This window comes from Streptomyces sp. NPDC127190 (assembly GCF_042672505.1).
GTDB lineage: Bacteria > Actinomycetota > Actinomycetes > Streptomycetales > Streptomycetaceae > Streptomyces.
Window position 1 is genome coordinate 26,124 of sequence record NZ_JBHXVE010000009.1, and the last position, 15,525, is coordinate 41,648.

Annotated in this window: 18 protein-coding genes and 1 pseudogene; 10 read left to right on the forward strand and 9 right to left on the reverse strand. The window is 72.9% G+C overall.

All coding sequences use genetic code 11. The annotated features are described in order from the left end of the window. Positions 1–45 precede the first annotated feature (45 nt). Complete coding sequence (locus ACFVIU_RS15980; protein WP_385843056.1) at positions 46–930, reverse strand: class I SAM-dependent methyltransferase; 885 nt, start codon at positions 928–930, stop codon at positions 46–48. A gap of 320 nt (positions 931–1,250) precedes the next feature. Between ACFVIU_RS15980 and rpsA the strand changes: the two genes are divergently transcribed. From rpsA to ACFVIU_RS16000, 4 genes are all read left to right on the forward strand, one after another. Then, positions 1,251–2,741, forward strand: coding sequence for a 30S ribosomal protein S1 (gene rpsA / locus ACFVIU_RS15985; RefSeq protein ID WP_385843057.1), 1,491 nt, complete (start codon positions 1,251–1,253; stop codon positions 2,739–2,741). Positions 2,742–2,936: 195 nt separating this feature from the next. Further along, positions 2,937–3,875: a PAC2 family protein gene (locus tag ACFVIU_RS15990; RefSeq protein ID WP_385843058.1), complete on the forward strand. Its 939-nt coding sequence runs from the start codon at positions 2,937–2,939 to the stop codon at positions 3,873–3,875. A 125-nt stretch (positions 3,876–4,000) separates the two neighbouring features. Next, a complete protein-coding gene (gene coaE, locus ACFVIU_RS15995) occupies positions 4,001–4,612 on the forward strand; it encodes a dephospho-CoA kinase (protein WP_385843059.1) in 612 nt (203 codons plus the stop codon). A gap of 102 nt (positions 4,613–4,714) precedes the next feature. After that, on the forward strand, positions 4,715–5,095 hold the full coding sequence (locus tag ACFVIU_RS16000) for a tetratricopeptide repeat protein (RefSeq protein WP_385843061.1): 381 nt from the start codon (positions 4,715–4,717) through the stop codon (positions 5,093–5,095). 26 nt (positions 5,096–5,121) lie between these two features. Here ACFVIU_RS16000 and ACFVIU_RS16005 read toward each other — a convergent pair whose 3' ends face one another. Both ACFVIU_RS16005 and ACFVIU_RS16010 read right to left on the reverse strand, forming a co-directional pair. Next, complete coding sequence (locus ACFVIU_RS16005; RefSeq protein WP_385843062.1) at positions 5,122–5,418, reverse strand: DUF6343 family protein; 297 nt, start codon at positions 5,416–5,418, stop codon at positions 5,122–5,124. A 92-nt stretch (positions 5,419–5,510) separates the two neighbouring features. Continuing rightward, positions 5,511–6,131, reverse strand: coding sequence for an RNA-binding S4 domain-containing protein (locus tag ACFVIU_RS16010; RefSeq protein ID WP_385843063.1), 621 nt, complete (start codon positions 6,129–6,131; stop codon positions 5,511–5,513). Between the two features lie 159 nt (positions 6,132–6,290). On the opposite strand from ACFVIU_RS16010, the gene ACFVIU_RS16015 reads away from it, so the two are divergent. Continuing rightward, positions 6,291–6,986 carry a uracil-DNA glycosylase gene (locus ACFVIU_RS16015; RefSeq protein ID WP_385843065.1) on the forward strand — a complete coding sequence of 232 codons (696 nt, stop codon included), beginning with the start codon at positions 6,291–6,293 and terminating at the stop codon, positions 6,984–6,986. A 44-nt stretch (positions 6,987–7,030) separates the two neighbouring features. On the opposite strand, the gene ACFVIU_RS16020 is transcribed toward ACFVIU_RS16015, so the two are convergent. Continuing rightward, a complete protein-coding gene (locus tag ACFVIU_RS16020; RefSeq protein WP_385843066.1) occupies positions 7,031–7,483 on the reverse strand; it encodes a GNAT family N-acetyltransferase in 453 nt (150 codons plus the stop codon). Further along, positions 7,480–7,905 carry a RidA family protein gene (locus tag ACFVIU_RS16025; RefSeq protein ID WP_385843067.1) on the reverse strand — a complete coding sequence of 142 codons (426 nt, stop codon included), beginning with the start codon at positions 7,903–7,905 and terminating at the stop codon, positions 7,480–7,482. Before ACFVIU_RS16025 ends, ACFVIU_RS16020 begins: the two co-directional genes overlap by 4 nt. A gap of 207 nt (positions 7,906–8,112) precedes the next feature. Between ACFVIU_RS16025 and ACFVIU_RS16030 the strand changes: the two genes are divergently transcribed. Then, positions 8,113–8,913: a nucleotidyltransferase domain-containing protein gene (locus ACFVIU_RS16030; protein WP_385843068.1), complete on the forward strand. Its 801-nt coding sequence runs from the start codon at positions 8,113–8,115 to the stop codon at positions 8,911–8,913. A 13-nt stretch (positions 8,914–8,926) separates the two neighbouring features. Here ACFVIU_RS16030 and ACFVIU_RS16035 read toward each other — a convergent pair whose 3' ends face one another. Continuing rightward, positions 8,927–9,094: a hypothetical protein gene (locus ACFVIU_RS16035; protein WP_385843069.1), complete on the reverse strand. Its 168-nt coding sequence runs from the start codon at positions 9,092–9,094 to the stop codon at positions 8,927–8,929. Further along, entirely contained in the window at positions 9,091–9,450 is a 360-nt protein-coding gene (locus tag ACFVIU_RS16040) for a hypothetical protein (RefSeq protein WP_385843070.1), read from the reverse strand. Before ACFVIU_RS16040 ends, ACFVIU_RS16035 begins: the two co-directional genes overlap by 4 nt. Positions 9,451–9,737: 287 nt before the next feature. Here ACFVIU_RS16040 and ACFVIU_RS16045 point away from each other — a divergent pair, with 287 nt between their 5' ends. The 4 genes from ACFVIU_RS16045 (at position 9,738) to ACFVIU_RS16060 (ending at position 14,006) form a co-directional block, all read left to right on the forward strand. Then, positions 9,738–11,621 carry an FUSC family protein gene (locus ACFVIU_RS16045; RefSeq protein ID WP_385843071.1) on the forward strand — a complete coding sequence of 628 codons (1,884 nt, stop codon included), beginning with the start codon at positions 9,738–9,740 and terminating at the stop codon, positions 11,619–11,621. A 116-nt stretch (positions 11,622–11,737) separates the two neighbouring features. Beyond that, positions 11,738–12,904: a cytochrome P450 gene (locus ACFVIU_RS16050; protein ID WP_385843072.1), complete on the forward strand. Its 1,167-nt coding sequence runs from the start codon at positions 11,738–11,740 to the stop codon at positions 12,902–12,904. Positions 12,905–13,034: 130 nt separating this feature from the next. Further along, positions 13,035–13,682: a DUF899 family protein gene (locus ACFVIU_RS16055; protein WP_385843073.1), complete on the forward strand. Its 648-nt coding sequence runs from the start codon at positions 13,035–13,037 to the stop codon at positions 13,680–13,682. Between the two features lie 153 nt (positions 13,683–13,835). Then, the gene (locus ACFVIU_RS16060; RefSeq protein WP_385843074.1) at positions 13,836–14,006 is read left to right on the forward strand and encodes a hypothetical protein; all 171 of its coding nucleotides are present in this window, start codon (positions 13,836–13,838) and stop codon (positions 14,004–14,006) included. A 90-nt stretch (positions 14,007–14,096) separates the two neighbouring features. Here ACFVIU_RS16060 and ACFVIU_RS16065 read toward each other — a convergent pair whose 3' ends face one another. Together ACFVIU_RS16065 and ACFVIU_RS16070 are read right to left on the reverse strand one after the other, a co-directional pair. After that, complete coding sequence (locus ACFVIU_RS16065) at positions 14,097–14,495, reverse strand: hypothetical protein (RefSeq protein ID WP_385843304.1); 399 nt, start codon at positions 14,493–14,495, stop codon at positions 14,097–14,099. A gap of 317 nt (positions 14,496–14,812) precedes the next feature. After that, positions 14,813–15,403, reverse strand: a pseudogene (locus ACFVIU_RS16070) (ATP-binding protein); the annotation flags it as partial. Positions 15,404–15,525 lie beyond the last annotated feature (122 nt).

A 15,525-nucleotide genomic window follows, 5' to 3' on the forward strand; every position in this document is an offset into this window, starting at 1 on the left:
AACGGCCCCTACGCGCGTGTGCCCCCGATGATCCGCAGAGGCCGGTCAGTCCCGCTCGCACACGAAGATCGCCGTCCCCGGGATCAGCCGGCCGCGCAGCGGGGACCAGCCGCCCCACTCCGCGGTGTTCCAGGCCGGCCACTCCGGCTCCACCAGGTCCACCAGCCGGAACCCGGACGCCACGACGTCCCGGACCCGGTCGCCGACCGTCCTGTGGTGCTCCACGTAGACCGCGCGGCCCTGCTCGTCCTGCTCGACGTAGGGCGTGCGGTCGAAGTAGGAGGCGGCCACCGACAGACCCTCGGGGCCCGGCTCGTCCGGGAAGGCCCACCGGATCGGGTGCGTCACCGAGAACACGAACCGGCCGCCCGGCCGCAGCACCCGGCGCACCTCGCGCAGCACCAGCCGCGGGTCGGCGACGAAGGGCAGCGCCCCGTACGCCGAGCAGGCCAGGTCGAAGGTGCCGTCCGCGAAGGGCAGCGCGGACGCGTCCGCGCAGACGAGCGGAAACGATCCGCCGATGCGCAGCGCGTGCTGCAACTGGCGGTGCGAGAGGTCCAGGGCCACCGGGCGGGCGCCCTGCGCGGCCAGCCAGCGCGAGCACTGCGCCGCACCCGCGCCGATCTCCAGGACCGCCCGGTCCTTCAGCTCCTCCGGCGGGCCGAGCAGCTCGGCCTCCACCTCGTCCAGCCCCTCCGGGCCCCACACGAAGCGGTCGTCCCCGAGAAACGTGCCGTGCTCGACCTGGTACTCGTCCGCGTTCCGGTCCCACCAGCCCCGATTGGCCCGCGCGCTCTCCGTCACACCGGCGTCACGCCGGGTGGCCTCCGGTTCGGACCCCTCGGGCCCGCCGTGCTGTTCCGTCTCCGACTCTTGGATGATCGGCTCCCTCGTCGTACTCTTCCGTCCAACCCGCCGGGGGTGTCTCACGGAAGGGTTGCCCAGGCCTGCGCGGCCAGTTGGGACGTTTTTTCCGCCGGGAATGCGGCGATCCGCCCTGGGGTGCGCTGTCGCGCATTGACCCTGTCCGGCTGCCCCCGTATGCTACAAGTTGCGCTGCGGGCCTGCGCACCTCAGACCTAGCAGGCTGCGCTCGCATCTGTTGTATGTCCCCTCGGTTCTCGAGGCGCCACCGGGCACCCGGTGCTCAAGTGGCGCTTCCTTGGCTGTCCGGCTTCATCAGAGCGAAACGGGCTCCCGGCGTAAGCAGTACCTACGACTTCAATGTCCGTACCGGAGCCCTTTCCCACATGACGAGCAGCACCGAGACCACCGCCACCACCCCGCAGGTAGCGGTCAACGACATCGGTAACGAGGAAGCCTTCCTCGCCGCGATCGACGAGACGATCAAGTACTTCAACGACGGCGACATCGTCGACGGCGTCATCGTGAAGGTCGACCGGGACGAGGTCCTGCTCGACATCGGTTACAAGACCGAAGGTGTCATCCCGAGCCGCGAGCTCTCGATCAAGCACGACGTCGACCCGAACGAGGTCGTCGCCGTGGGCGACGAGATCGAGGCCCTGGTCCTCCAGAAGGAGGACAAGGAAGGCCGCCTGATCCTCTCGAAGAAGCGCGCCCAGTACGAGCGTGCCTGGGGCACCATCGAGAAGATCAAGGAAGAGGACGGGATCGTCACCGGTACCGTCATCGAGGTCGTCAAGGGTGGTCTCATCCTCGACATCGGCCTCCGTGGCTTCCTTCCGGCCTCCCTGGTCGAGATGCGCCGTGTCCGCGACCTTCAGCCGTACGTCGGCAAGGAGCTCGAGGCCAAGATCATCGAGCTGGACAAGAACCGCAACAACGTGGTCCTGTCCCGCCGTGCCTGGCTCGAGCAGACCCAGTCCGAGGTCCGCCAGACGTTCCTCACGACCCTCCAGAAGGGTCAGGTCCGCTCCGGCGTCGTCTCCTCGATCGTCAACTTCGGTGCCTTCGTGGACCTGGGTGGCGTCGACGGTCTGGTCCACGTCTCCGAGCTGTCCTGGAAGCACATCGACCACCCGTCCGAGGTTGTCGAGGTCGGCCAGGAGGTCACCGTCGAGGTTCTCGACGTCGACATGGACCGCGAGCGTGTCTCCCTGTCGCTGAAGGCGACCCAGGAAGACCCGTGGCAGCAGTTCGCCCGCACCCACCAGATCGGCCAGGTCGTGCCCGGTAAGGTCACGAAGCTGGTTCCGTTCGGTGCGTTCGTCCGCGTGGACGAGGGCATCGAGGGTCTGGTCCACATCTCCGAGCTGGCCGAGCGCCACGTGGAGATCCCGGAGCAGGTCGTCCAGGTCAACGACGAGATCTTCGTCAAGGTCATCGACATCGACCTCGAGCGTCGTCGCATCAGCCTCTCGCTGAAGCAGGCCAACGAGTCCTTCGGTGCCGACCCGATGGCGGTCGAGTTCGACCCGACCCTGTACGGCATGGCCGCGTCCTACGACGACCAGGGCAACTACATCTACCCCGAGGGCTTCGACCCGGAGACCAACGACTGGCTGCCGGGCTACGAGAAGCAGCGCGAGGAGTGGGAGCGCCAGTACGCCGAGGCGCAGACCCGCTTCGAGCAGCACCAGCAGCAGGTCGTCAAGTCCCGCGAGGCGGACGCTGCCGCTGCCGCCGAGGGTGGCGAGGCTGCCGCTCCGGCCGCGACCGGCGGTTCGTACTCCTCCGAGGGTGCGGACACCTCCGGCGCGCTGGCCTCGGACGAGGCGCTGGCCGCGCTGCGCGAGAAGCTGGCGGGCGGCCAGAGCTGAGCGCCTGCCGCTCGGCCTAGCCGATAGCTGGTCCTGAGGGGCCGCACCTTTCGAGGTGCGGCCCCTCGGTCTTTTCCGCCCGCGCAGCTCTCCGTGGACCGGGGACCACCGCTCCCTGATCAAGAGGGCGTCCGCGGGAATGTCTGCTCCCGAAGCCGTGTTGTCGATGAACGGACACGAGGAGGAGCGGTCACAGTGCTTGATCCGCAGGGTTTGTACGCATGGGAGCCGAAGGGCCTCGCCGTGGTCGACATGGCGCTCGCCCAGGAGTCGGCCGGCCTGGTCATGCTCTACCACTTCGACGGATACATCGACGCGGGCGACACCGGCGAACTGATCGTCGACCGGCTGCTCGACTCACTGCCCCACCAGCTCGTCGCGCGCTTCGACCACGACCGGCTCGTGGACTACCGGGCCCGCCGGCCCCTGCTGACCTTCAAGCGCGACCGCTGGACCGACTACGAGGTCCCGGCCATCGAGGTCCACGTCGTCCAGGACGCCACCGGCGCCCCCTTCCTGCTGCTGTCCGGTCCCGAGCCGGACGTGGAGTGGGAGCGGTTCGCCGTGGCGGTACGGCAGATCGTGGAGCGGCTCGGGGTGCGTCTCTCGGTCAACTTCCACGGCATCCCCATGGGCGTCCCGCACACCCGCCCCGTGGGCCTCACCCCGCACGGCAACCGCACCGACCTCGTCCCCGGCCACCGCAGCCCCTTCGAGGAGGCCCAGGTACCGGGCAGCGCCGAGTCGCTGATCGAGTACCGGCTGATGGAGGCCGGACACGATGTCCTGGGCGTCGCCGCGCACGTCCCGCACTACGTCGCGCGTTCTCCGTACCCGGACGCCGCACTGACCGCCCTGGAAGCGATCACGGCCGCCACCGGACTGGTCCTGCCCGGCGTCGCCCACGCCCTGCGCACCGACGCGCACCGCACACAGACCGAGATCGACCGGCAGGTCCGGCAGGGCGAGGAGGAACTCACCGCCCTCGTCCAGGGCCTCGAGCACCAGTACGACGCCGCGGCGGGCGCCGAGACCCGGGGCAACATGCTCGCCGAGCCGGCGGACCTCCCGTCGGCGGACGAGATCGGGCGCGAGTTCGAGCGGTTCCTGGCGGAGCGCGAGGGCGAGAACTGACCGCCGCCGGTTCGGCCGCCGGCGGCAGGGCCTAGGGTCCTTCTTTCGGATCAGGTCGGCTGCCGCGCCGGCGCCTTCTGGGCGACGCCGGCAAGATCCGAAAGAAAGGGCCTAAGCTTCCGCTCATGCTGACAGTGGGTCTGACCGGTGGGATCGGCGCCGGCAAGAGCGAGGTGTCGCGGCTGCTCGTGGAGCACGGGGCCGTGCTGATCGACGCGGACCGCATCGCGCGCGAGGTCGTGGCGCCCGGCACCCCGGGCCTCGCGGCCGTGGTCGACGCCTTCGGGACGGACGTCCTCGCCGCCGACGGCAGCCTGGACCGCCCCCGGCTCGGCTCGATCGTCTTCGCCGACCCCGACAAGCTCGCGGTCCTCAACTCGATCGTGCACCCCCTGGTGGGCGCCCGCTCCCGCGAGCTGGAGGCCGCCGCGGCCGATGACGCCGTGGTCGTCCACGACGTACCCCTGCTCACCGAGAACGGTCTCGCGTCGCTCTACGACCTGGTGGTCGTCGTGGACGTGAGCCCCGCGACCCAGCTCGACCGGCTCGTCCGGCTGCGCGGGATGACCGAGGAGGACGCACGCGCGCGCATGGCGGCGCAGGCGACCCGGGAACAGCGCCGGGAGATCGCGGACATCGTGATCGACAACGACGTGCCGCTGGACGCGCTGGAGAAGCGGGTCGCCGAGGTGTGGGACACGCTCGTCCGCCGGGCACACGAGGGCGCCGCGCGGTAGGCCCGCAGAGGTCCGGGGCGAAGGTCCGGGGCAGAGGTCCGGGGCGGAATACCCGTTCCCGCTGGGGCGTTGAACCGGCGCAGCGAGGGAAGGATCTCTGCCGTGCCCGAGACCAGCGGTTCCACCGGAAGCAGTCCGGAGACGCATGTCATCGACTTCCGTGCCGCCGAGCAGTTGCTCAACGCACGGGACCCGCGGGGTGCGGTGAAACTGCTCGACGGCGTCATCGCCGCGCACCCCGAGAACACCGCGGCCCGCCTCCTGCGCGCGCGTGCCTTCTTCGCCGCCGCGCAACTGCGGCCGGCGGAGCTCGAGTTCACCATCGTGCTGGAGCGCGAGCCGGACAACGCCTTCGCGCACTTCGCGCTGGCCCGCACCTATGAACGGCAGGGCCGCCCCGACCAGGCCAGACGGCACTTCCGGCTGGCGGCCGCGCTGGACCCCAACCCGGACTACCTCAAGGCGGCCCGTTTCGAGGACTGAGCGGGTCTGTCGGACATGCGGGGCGGTCAGGGGTGCCGGTGTCGTGGCGGTCCGGGATACGGAGGTCCGCTGTCCGGCGGCCGGTACGGCGGGATGTCCCGGCCCGGCTGGTAGTGCGGGCCCTGCCGGATATGTCTGACGATCATGGTCAGGTCGACGGTGGCCACCAGCCACAGCACCCCGCAGGCCGCGGCCCAGCCCGGGCGGCCGGCCAGCGCGAACGCCGTTGTCCCGAAGATCGCCCAGGTCACACCCCATACGCTCAGCCAGAACCGGGCCCGCAGAGCACTGCGCGCGGTCGCCGGTTCACTGCCTGTACGCATCGGATCACCACTCCTCCCTGCAACGTACTCTTCGAGAACGCGGCGCAGCAACGGGCTGCGGGAGGACTGGGAGCGAGGCGTGCCGGGCCGGCTCAGCGGCCCCGGCGTGTTCCCTCGCCGCCACCGGATCCGCCCGGACCGTCGGGGCCGGCGGCGCCGGTGAACCCGGTCGTGCGGCCGAAGGCGGCGAGGCCACGGAGGCGTTCCATGTCGCGGCGGTCCCGCTTGGTGGGGCGGCCGGCACCGCGGTCGCGCAGACCGGCGGGGGCGACGGCCTCCCGGGGCGGCGGCGGAGGCGAGTTGTCGACATAGCACTGGGTGGCCACGGGCGCCCCGACCCGCTTGCGGATCAGGCGCTTGACGATCACGACCCGTTCCCGGCCCTCGTGGCGCAGCCGGACCTCGTCCCCGATGCGCACCGAGTAGGCGGGCTTCACCCGCTCGCCGTTCACATGCACATGCCCGCCCCGGCAGGCGGCGGCGCCCAGGGAACGCGTCTTGATCAGGCGTACCGCCCAGATCCAGCTGTCGATCCGGACCGTCTCACCGGCTGCGGGTCCCGCGGCCTCGGCGGCGGCCACCGCCGCGGCGATCTTGGGGTCGAGCGGCTGCCCGTCGGAGGCACCGGGGGCCGCGGCGTCCGGGGCGGCCTTCACCTCGCCCGGTGTGCCGGTCCCACGGTTGTCGTTCTCGTCCGCGTTCTCGGAAGCCATGGTCCGACCTTAACGCGCCGAGCCCGGCGACCCGGACGGGTTTTCCGGCGACCCGAGTTGAAGAAGGGGCCCCTGCCGGAGAAGAGAAAGGGGCCGGTGCCGGGGAAAGGCATCGGTGCCAGGGAAGGGACCGGCGGAGATCGGGCATACCGTGGCCGTATGGACGACAGCAGCGCCCTTGCCCGGCTCGATCGGCGCATCGCGGGCTGCCGGGCCTGTCCCCGGCTGGTCGAGTGGCGGGAGGAGGTGGCCAGGACCAAGCGCGCCGCGTTCGCCGACTGGACGTACTGGGGGCGCCCGGTGCCGGGCTTCGGCCCCGCCGACGCCCGGCTGGCGATCATCGGGCTGGCCCCGGCCGCGCACGGCGGCAACCGCACCGGCCGGATGTTCACCGGCGACCGCTCCGGAGACGTGCTCTACCAGGCGCTGTACGACGTGGGGCTGGCCTCGCAGCCCACCTCGGTCCGCGTCGGCGACGGCCTGGAACTGTACGGCGTCCGCGTCACCGCCCCCGTGCACTGCGCCCCGCCGGCGAACAAGCCGACCCCCGGCGAACGCGACACCTGCCGGTCCTGGCTGGTGCAGGAGCTGACCCTGCTGCGTCCGACGCTCCAAGCCGTGGTCGTGCTCGGCGCCTTCGGCTGGCAGGCCGCGCTGCCCGCGCTCGCCGAGGCGGGCTGGACCGTGCCCCGGCCCCGCCCGGCGTTCGCGCACGGCACCCGGGTCGCGCTCGACGGGCTGGACCTCTTCGGCTGCTTCCATGTCAGCCAGCGCAACACCTTCACCGGCCGGCTCACCGCCGAGATGCTGCGCGAGGTGCTGCGTACGGCGGCGGGCGCGGCGGGGCTGCCGTAGCCCGCCGGTTGCAGGGCACAGCGGGCGGTTCGCCGGGGGAGCGCTCAGGGCCGCCAGACGTAGCGCACGTCCGGCTCGCGCTCCTCGTTGCCGCTCCCGTCGGTGGACTCGACGGCCGTGAAGCCGTGCCGCTCGTAGAAGCGGTGGGCGGGCTTGTTGACCTGGAAGGTCCACAGGGTCAGCCCGCCCGGGGAGCGCTCCTTGGCCAGCGTGACGAACCGGTCCCCGAGACCCCGCCCCCGCCACTCGGGAGCAAGGTACAGCTGGGACAGCAGCTCGCCGTCCAGCACCAGCACACCGACGATCCCCGCGCCGGCCGCCTCCGCCACCCAGGTCTCCCGCAGCGGCACCACGACCCGACGGAAGTGCTCGCGCACCTCGTCGTCGGTGCGCGGCCGGACGACCGTCGGCAGGGCCGCGGCGAAGGACCGCAGCCAGACATCGGCGGCGGCGGGCGCGTCGGCCGCGACGGCCCGCCGGAGTACGGCCTCGGTCATGACGGCGTCCCCTGTTCCCGTTCCTCCGGCACCACGGCCGTCGCCGTGATCTCCACCAGCTGCTCCGGGTAGCCGAGACAGCTGACGCCGAGCAGCGTGGAGGAGTGTGGTCCCGTGCTCAGGCCCGAGGCCTCGACCACCTCCCAGACCGAGGACAGCACCGCGGGCTGGTCGGTGACGACGTAGACATCGGTCGTGACCACGTGCGCCAGGTCGCTGCCGACGGCGCGCAGCTGCTCCGTCAGATTGGCGATCACCTGCCCGGCCTGGACCACCGGGTCACCGGGGCCGACGATCTCCCCCTTCTCGTCGAGTGGCACGGCCCCCGCCAGGAACGCGAGCTTCGTCCCCGCCGCGACGACCGAGGCATGGGAGTAGACGGGGGGCGGGAACAGAGCGGGGGCGGTGACGCGTCGGATCACTGGGCTGCTCCTCGAACGGACGGCGGGCAACCGTCCGAGGATCGCCTTCATCGCCCGCGACCGCATCCGGATTTCCTGCGCACCCGGCCCGCTGCGAGCGGCCCCCGTGCCCCCGTTCCGTCGGGCTCGCCGCCCGGAAAATGCCCGCCGGCACCGCTGACAGGGGCGTACGCTCCGGCGGGAATCCGACCGACCCGCGGAGTGTCCATGCCGTCCCTGCCGTGCACGCCGTCCGATCCGTCCGACCCCGACCGGGACTTCCTGGCCGCCACCGCCGACCGCCTCGCCGCCCTGCCCACCGTCCGCGCGGTCGCCCTCGGCGGCTCCCGTGCCCAGGGCACCCACCGCCCGGACAGCGACTGGGACCTGGCCGTCTACTACCGCGGCCCCTTCGACCCGGACGACCTGCGCGCCCTCGGCTGGGCGGGCGAGGTCTTTGAGGTCGGCGGCTGGGGCGGTGGCGTCTTCAACGGCGGGGCCTGGCTGAGCATCGACGGCCGGCGGGTCGATGTGCACTACCGCGACCTCGACGTGGTCGAGCACGAGCTGGCCGAGGCCGAGCAGGGCCGCTTCCGGGTCGAACCGCTGCTCTTCCATCTCGCCGGGATCCCCACCTACCTGCTCGTCGCCGAACTCGCCCTCAACCGGACCCTCACCGGCGATCTGCCCCGCCCGGCGGCCTATCCGGAGAGGCTGCGCCGGACCGCGAGCGAGCGCTGGCACGGCACCGCCCGTGCCACCCTCGCCTACGCGAAGGCGAACCACGCCCCCTACGGCCGCCTCACGGAAACCGCCGGCGCCATCGCCACCGCCGCCGCCCAGACCGCCCATGGTGTCCTCGCCGCCCGCGGGGAGTGGGTGACGAACGAGAAGCGGCTGCTGGAACGCGCCGGCCTGCGCACCGTGGACGGCATCCTCGCGGCACTCTCCCAGGGACCGGAGCCGGACACCCTGACCGAGGCGGTCGCCCGGGCCGAGGCACTCGTCGAGCGGGCCGACCGCCCGTGAGCAGGGGATGAGGTCAGGCGGGGGAGGACGCCTGCGGTGTCCGCGGTCCGACGACGCCCCGGACCGCCGTACCCCGCGCCGGTTCCTCGCCGCCGGTCGCCATCGCGGCCGTGATGTGGTGCACCGCCGCCAGGACGTGCGACGGCTCCTCGTCCAGCTCCAGGGCGTGCTGGACGATCACCGTGCCGGTGCCGGTGCCGGTGCCGGTGCCGGTGCCGGTGCCGCGGACCGTGTGCCGGGTCTCGGGCGCGCCGCCCCGGGCGTGGACCAGATGGCCGCATAGGCGTAACCCAGCTGGTGCGCCCGCCAGTAGGTGAAGGCCTGTCTGCCCCTGGCGAAGAACCCCTCGGGGTCGGAGTGGGTCTTCAGGCGCTGCCGGGCGAGGCCGGTCGCCGACCGGATGCCGTTGCGTTTGACGAGCATTCCGGCGAGCACACAGTCGGAGGTCTGCCACACCCAGGTGTTCTGCCCCTTGGTCTCGTTCGCCGTCGGGCGGACCTCCAACTCGTCGGGATCGAGCGGGAAGTCGGCGACCACGCGCTGCCGGAGTTCGCTGAAGTGCTGGCGGGCCGGGCGGGCGCGATGAGCCGGCTCACCGCTGACCGCGTCCGATTGCGTTCAGGATTGCGTTCATAAAGAAACCACCCCGTCCCGCCACCTTTCACGCCTCCGAAACATGATCGCCCCGTTCCCGCCGGGTAGGGGACCTACCGTGGAAGCACGGCCCGCCGGCCACCGTCGTCCGAAGGCCCCGCCCGCCCTCGTACGACCTGAACCGTGCCCCTCGTACGACCCCGAGCCCCGACGCTCGTACGACCCCAACCGTGAACAGGAGCCCCGTGTCCCGGCCCGCCGCACCCCTCTGGCTCACCCATGCCCTCCGTGCCCAGCGCGGACCCGTGCCATGGAACGCGGTGACCCGGGGTGCGCTCGCCGCCGGGCCGCTGGCGCTCGCCGGAGTGCTCACCGGCCGCGTCTCCCACGGCGTCATCGCCGCCATCGCCGCGATGCTCGCCGGCATCAACGACCGTCCCGGCAGCAGGCGTGCCTCCGTCAAGCGGCTCGGCGTGCCCGCGCTGGCCGGTGCGCTGGGGCTGCTCGTCGGCTCGTACGCCGGTCAGCTGCTCGGCGCCGTACCGCTCACCCTGGTGCTCACCGGGCTCGGGCTGCTCGCCGGCGGCATCAGCGCCGTCGGGCCGGTCGCCTCCGCCGCCGGCACCCAGCTGCTGGTCACCGCGGCCATCGGCGCCGGGACTCCGGCGGCCGACAGCGGCTGGCAACGGGCCCTCGCCTTCACCGCCGGGGCCGGCTGGCTGCTCCTGCTGCGGCTCGCCCTGCCCACGCCCGGTTCGCTCGCCGGGGACTTCCGGTTCGACGGGGAGCGGTCGGCGGTCGCCGCCGTGTACGACGCGATCGCCGCGTTGCTCGACGCGGCCGGCGGTCCGCAGGCCACCGCCCGGCGGGCCGCGCTCACCGCCGCCCTCGACCACGCCCAGGACGCCCTCGCCGGACCCCGGCTGCGCCGGTACGCCAGTTCCGCCGCCGAGCGCCGGCTGCGCGCCCAGTACACCGCCGCGCTGCCCCTCGCCGAGGCCGCCACCGCCCTGTTCTGGGCCGGGGAGCCCGTCACGCCCCGCGCCGCCGAGGGACCACGCCGGCTCGCCGCGGCCGTGCGCGGCAACACCGGCACCGGCCCGCTGCCCGCGCCGCACCGGTCCGCACCCGCCCTGCGCGCCCTGGACGACGCCCTGTTGCACGCCGCCGAGGCCTTCGACGGGGGCACGGCCGCCGATCGCGAACCGGTCGGCCGCCCGCGCGGTCTCCGGGACGCCGCGCGGGCCGCGTACGGAGTCGGCGGACGCGAGTACGGGCTGCGCGTCGCCCTGTGCTTCGGCGCCAGTGCCGCCATCGCCCAGGCGCTGCACCACACCGGCTGGTACGGCCACCACCAGCACTGGTACTGGCTTCCGGCCACCACCGTCTTCCTCGTCAAGCCCGACCTCGGGCCGCTCGTCTCCCGGGTGCTGTGCCGGGCCGCCGGGACCGTGCTGGGCGCCCTGGTGTTCGCCGGGTTCGCCGCGCTGCTGCCCCGCCCGGCCGGGCTGATCGCGCTGGTCGCGGTGTGCGGAGCGCTCGTACCGGTGGCCACCCGGCACTTCGCCGCGCTGACCGCCGTCGTCACCGTCCTGGTGCTCGCCCTCGTCATGGTCGGCGGTGAGCCGCAGGCCTCCGCCGGCCGGATCGGCGAGACGCTGCTCGCCTGCGCGCTCGTCCTGGTCGTCGGACATCTGCCGATGCCGGGCGAGCGGGGCGCCCAGGTCCGGGCCCGCCTCACGACGGCCCGGAACGCCGCGCACGCCTATCTCACCCATGTCCTCGGCGAGTACGAGTCCGGAGCACCCGCCGAGGACGGCGGGTCCGGCGACACCCGCACCGAACGCTGGGCGCTGCGCCGCGAGGCCTACCGCACCCTCGGCGAGGCCCGCACCGCCATCGCCCTCGCCGCCGCCGAACTGCCCGCCCTCGCCCGGCACACCGAGGGAACGGAGACGGTGGCCGACGCCCTGGAACGGCTCGTGGACACCACCACGGCCTGCGCGGTCCATCTCGACGACACCGGCCGCCTCACCCCCCGCCACCTCCGGCAACTGCGCCAGGCACTCGAGGCGTTGGGGGAGCGGGAGGTGCCGCTGCCGATCGCGGCCTAGCCCGGGCACGGTCTGCGCACCGCCGATGTGGCCGCCGCCGCAGGGGAGTTGGCGGCCGACGACGGCCCGGGCGGCGTGGTCGGAAGCGCGCCACCCGAGCCCGTAGGCTCCCTGCCATGGACCTCACGGACGGCCTCATCGAGCACCCCTACGACGCCTACCGGCGCCTGCGCGACACCGCGCCCGTCCACCGCATCACCGGACCCGACGGCACCCCCGCCTGGCTCGTCACCCGGTACGAGGACGTCCGGACCGCGCTCGCCGACCCCCGTCTCTCCCTGGACAAGCGGCACGCCGCACCCGGCACCTACAAGGGCTTCGCGCTGCCTCCCGCCCTCGACGCCAACCTCCTCACCATGGACCCGCCGGACCACACCCGCATCCGGCGCCTGGTCGGCCGCGCCTTCACCACGCGCCGGGTCCAGCAGTTGCGTGCGCCCATCCGCCGTACCGCCGACCGGCTCCTCGACGGGCTCGGCCCCCACGGCAGCGCCGATCTCATCACCTCCTACGCCGCCCCGCTGCCCATCACCGTCATCTGCGACCTGCTCGGCGTGCCCGAGGAACACCGGCTGGACTTCCGGATCTGGACCGACACCCTCGTCGCCCCCGACCCGGCACGCCCCGAGGCGGCCCGCGAGTCGGTCGGCGCCATGCTCGACTTCTTCACCCACCTGCTCGCCGCCAAGCGGGCCGCCCCCGCCGACGACCTGCTCTCCGACCTGATCGCGGTACGCGACGAGGGCGACCGGCTCAGCGAGGACGAGCTGATGTCGCTGGCCTTCCTCATCCTCTTCGCCGGGTACGAGAACACGGTCCAGCTCATCGGCAACGCCGTCCTCGCCCTCCTCGACCACCCCGGCCAGCTCGCCGCCCTGCGCAAGGACCCGGCGGGCGTCCCGGCCGCCGTGGAGGAACTGATCCGCTACGAGGGCCCGGTCCTGCTCGCCATCCGCCGCTTCCCCGTCGAGGACGTGACCATCGCCGGGGTCACCATCCCGGCGGGGGAGACGGTCTGGGTGTCACCGTCCGCCGCCAACCGCGACCCCCACCGCTTCCCCGACCCCGACCGGCTCGACCTTTCCCGCGACGCCGCCGGCCATCTCGCCCTCGGCCACGGCATCCACTACTGCGTCGGCGCGCCCCTGGCCCGCGCCGAGACGGAGATCGCACTGGCCGCCCTGCTGGAGCGGTTCCCCCGACTGGCACCGGCCGAAGGGGAGGCGCGGTGGCGCCCCTCGATGCGCGCGCGGGGGCTGATGGCTCTGCCGGTGACGTACTGATCATTCCCGCAGGGCGACCGGAAAAACTCCGCGCGGCGACCGGAAAAACTCCGCGCGCGCCGATGAGTTCCCCGCCCGCCGACGGTCACCACCTCGGTCCGACCGTCGGACAGAGGGCACAGGAGGGCTCATGGCGCTTCCGGGGATCGTCTCGCGTGAGCAGTGGCGCGCGGCGCGCGAGGAGTTGCGGCGCAGGGAGGAGGCGGTCAGACGGGCGCGGGCGGCGCTGAGCGGCGAGCGGCGGCGGCTTCCCATGGTCGAGGTCGACCCGGAGTACGTCTTCGAGGGCGGCGACGGCAAGGCGACCCTCCTCGACCTCTTCGAGGAGCGGGCCCAGCTCGTGGTGCACCACTTCATGTTCGCGCCGGAGTGGGAGACCGGCTGCCCCTGCTGCGCCGGCTTTCTGGACCAGGTCGGGCATCTCGCCCATCTGCGCGCCCGGAACACCTCCTTCGCCGTGGTCTCCCGGGCGCCGTTCACCCGGATCCTGCCGTTCAAGGCACGGATGGGCTGGGCGGTGCCCTGGTACTCCTCGTACCACAGCGACTTCAACCGCGATTTCGAGGCGACCGTCGAGGCCGACGGCGGCGGCCCGGCCGAGCGGCCGGGCCTGAGCTGCTTCCTGCGCGACCGCGACCGCGTCTTCCACACCAACTCCGTGTACGACGACGCGCTGGACGAGCTGGGCACCACCGCCGGGCTGCTCGACCTGACCGTGCTCGGCCGCAACCCGGCCGGGAGCGACCGGCTGCGCCTTCACGACGAGTACGACTTCTGATACGGATGGTGCCATCGGTGTCGTAACGTGACCGGATTATCACGGTCCGCGCCGATTCGGTGTCGGCATTGTCTCAGTCCCGTCATCCGGCGAGCCGTTCGTCTTCTCCAGGGCGTTCACTCCTATGAGAACGACGTTTCCTGGAGGTGCGAGATGGTGAGCGGGCGAACGGTGCTCGAACGCTTTCCCGCCGGTGGTCCGCGCGGATCCTGGCCCGCCGAGGAGTTCGCGCACGCGCGGCGCCTGGAGGGCATGCCCGCCGAGGTCGTCATGGACCTCGCGACGGACACGTTCCTGGTGATCGTGCGCGAAGCCGCCGACTGAGCCGCCCGGGTGCGCGGCGGCAAGGGCCTTTCTTTCGGATCAGGTCGGCTGCGGGGTCGGCGCCTTCTCGGCCGACCCGAGAGAGAGGCCCTAGGCCGGCATCGCCCTCGACCAGTCCGGGGCGGTCCCGGTCGCCCGGCACAGCGCCAGGTACAGCGGGATCGGCGGGGTGTACGGGACTGTGCCGTCCGGGCGATGGATGAGCCGCGCGGTGCCGCTGACCAGGGCGCCGGGGGCGTAGTGGGCCGGCTCCGGCCAGGGGAGCGCGTAGTCGGAGTCCGACGGCACGATCCACCACCAGCGGGAGCCGTCGGCGTACACACAGCCCAGCCGGGGCAGCCGGGGCACGACAAGAGGCCCCAGTCGGTCGGGCACGGCCACGGCGTCGAAGCCGAGCGGAGCCGTCATGCCGTCCGGGATCCGCAGCCGTCGGGCGTTCTCCGCGGCGGGCCGCCGACGCTGCAAGCGCACCAGGGTGTCCAGCCCGATCGACTGCTCGGACCCGGCCGCACCCGGCCGCTCGGCGCGTACGACGTCAGGCCGGCCGGTGCCGCTGGTGCCGGTCACGACTGCTCCCGCGGCCGGTGCTGTCCCGGAGTGCGGTGCAGCGGCTGCCCGGACGTCCCGAACCGCGGCCGGCCGGCGCCGCCATGCGTACGGTGCTCCGGGCCGTCGTGCGCGGGGTGCACGGGCTCGCCGTGCGTGGGGTGCGCGGAGTCGCCGTGGGTGGGGTGCTCCGGGCCGTCGTGACCGTGGCGCTCTTCGCCGGCGCACCCGGGACGGCGCTGTCGCGCTGTTCCGTCCGGGGTCTCGGTGGCCCCCTCCTCGCCGGAGTCCTGCGGGCGGCCCGGCTTGGGACGCGCGCCCCAGCCGAGGTCGGCGCGGGGTGCGGCATCCTCCTGGGCCGGGTCGGCCTGCCGGGCCAGCTCGGCCCAGACCAGCAGTCCGGTCCCCTGCTCCTGGGCGCCCCAGGCCTGGCACAGCGCGTCGACGAGAAACAGCCCCCTGCCGTGCTCGTCATCGGGGCGCTGCGGCGACGGATGCGGTTCGCCGGGGGAGCAGCCCTCGTCGCGTACGGCTATGCGCACCATGTCGTCGTGGTCGTGCAGCTCGCACACCACACGGCTGCTCGCCGTGTGCACGATCGCGTTGGTGACCAGCTCGGAAATGACCAGGGCCGCGTTGTCGCAGGTGTCCGCGCCCACCGCCCAGCCGGCGAGCCGGGCGTGCGCCAGGCGTCTCGCCCGGGCCACGGAACCCGGATGCGCGGCCAGTTCGAAGCGGAACCGGCGCTCGGCAGCGTCCCGTGCAAGGGGGGCTCCCGGTGCGGCGCCGAGGCCGGGAAGGCCTGTGGCGGCGTCTGTTCCTAAGGGCGCGGACGGAATCACGCTTGCCACTATCTCCCTGCCCGGAACACTTGGCAAGTGTCACTCTGAAAATTGCAGAGTGCTGTGTGACTCGGTGGGAGGCCGTGGCACACTGCTCGCAACAGCATGTTGAGCGGCGCCAATTGGGACCA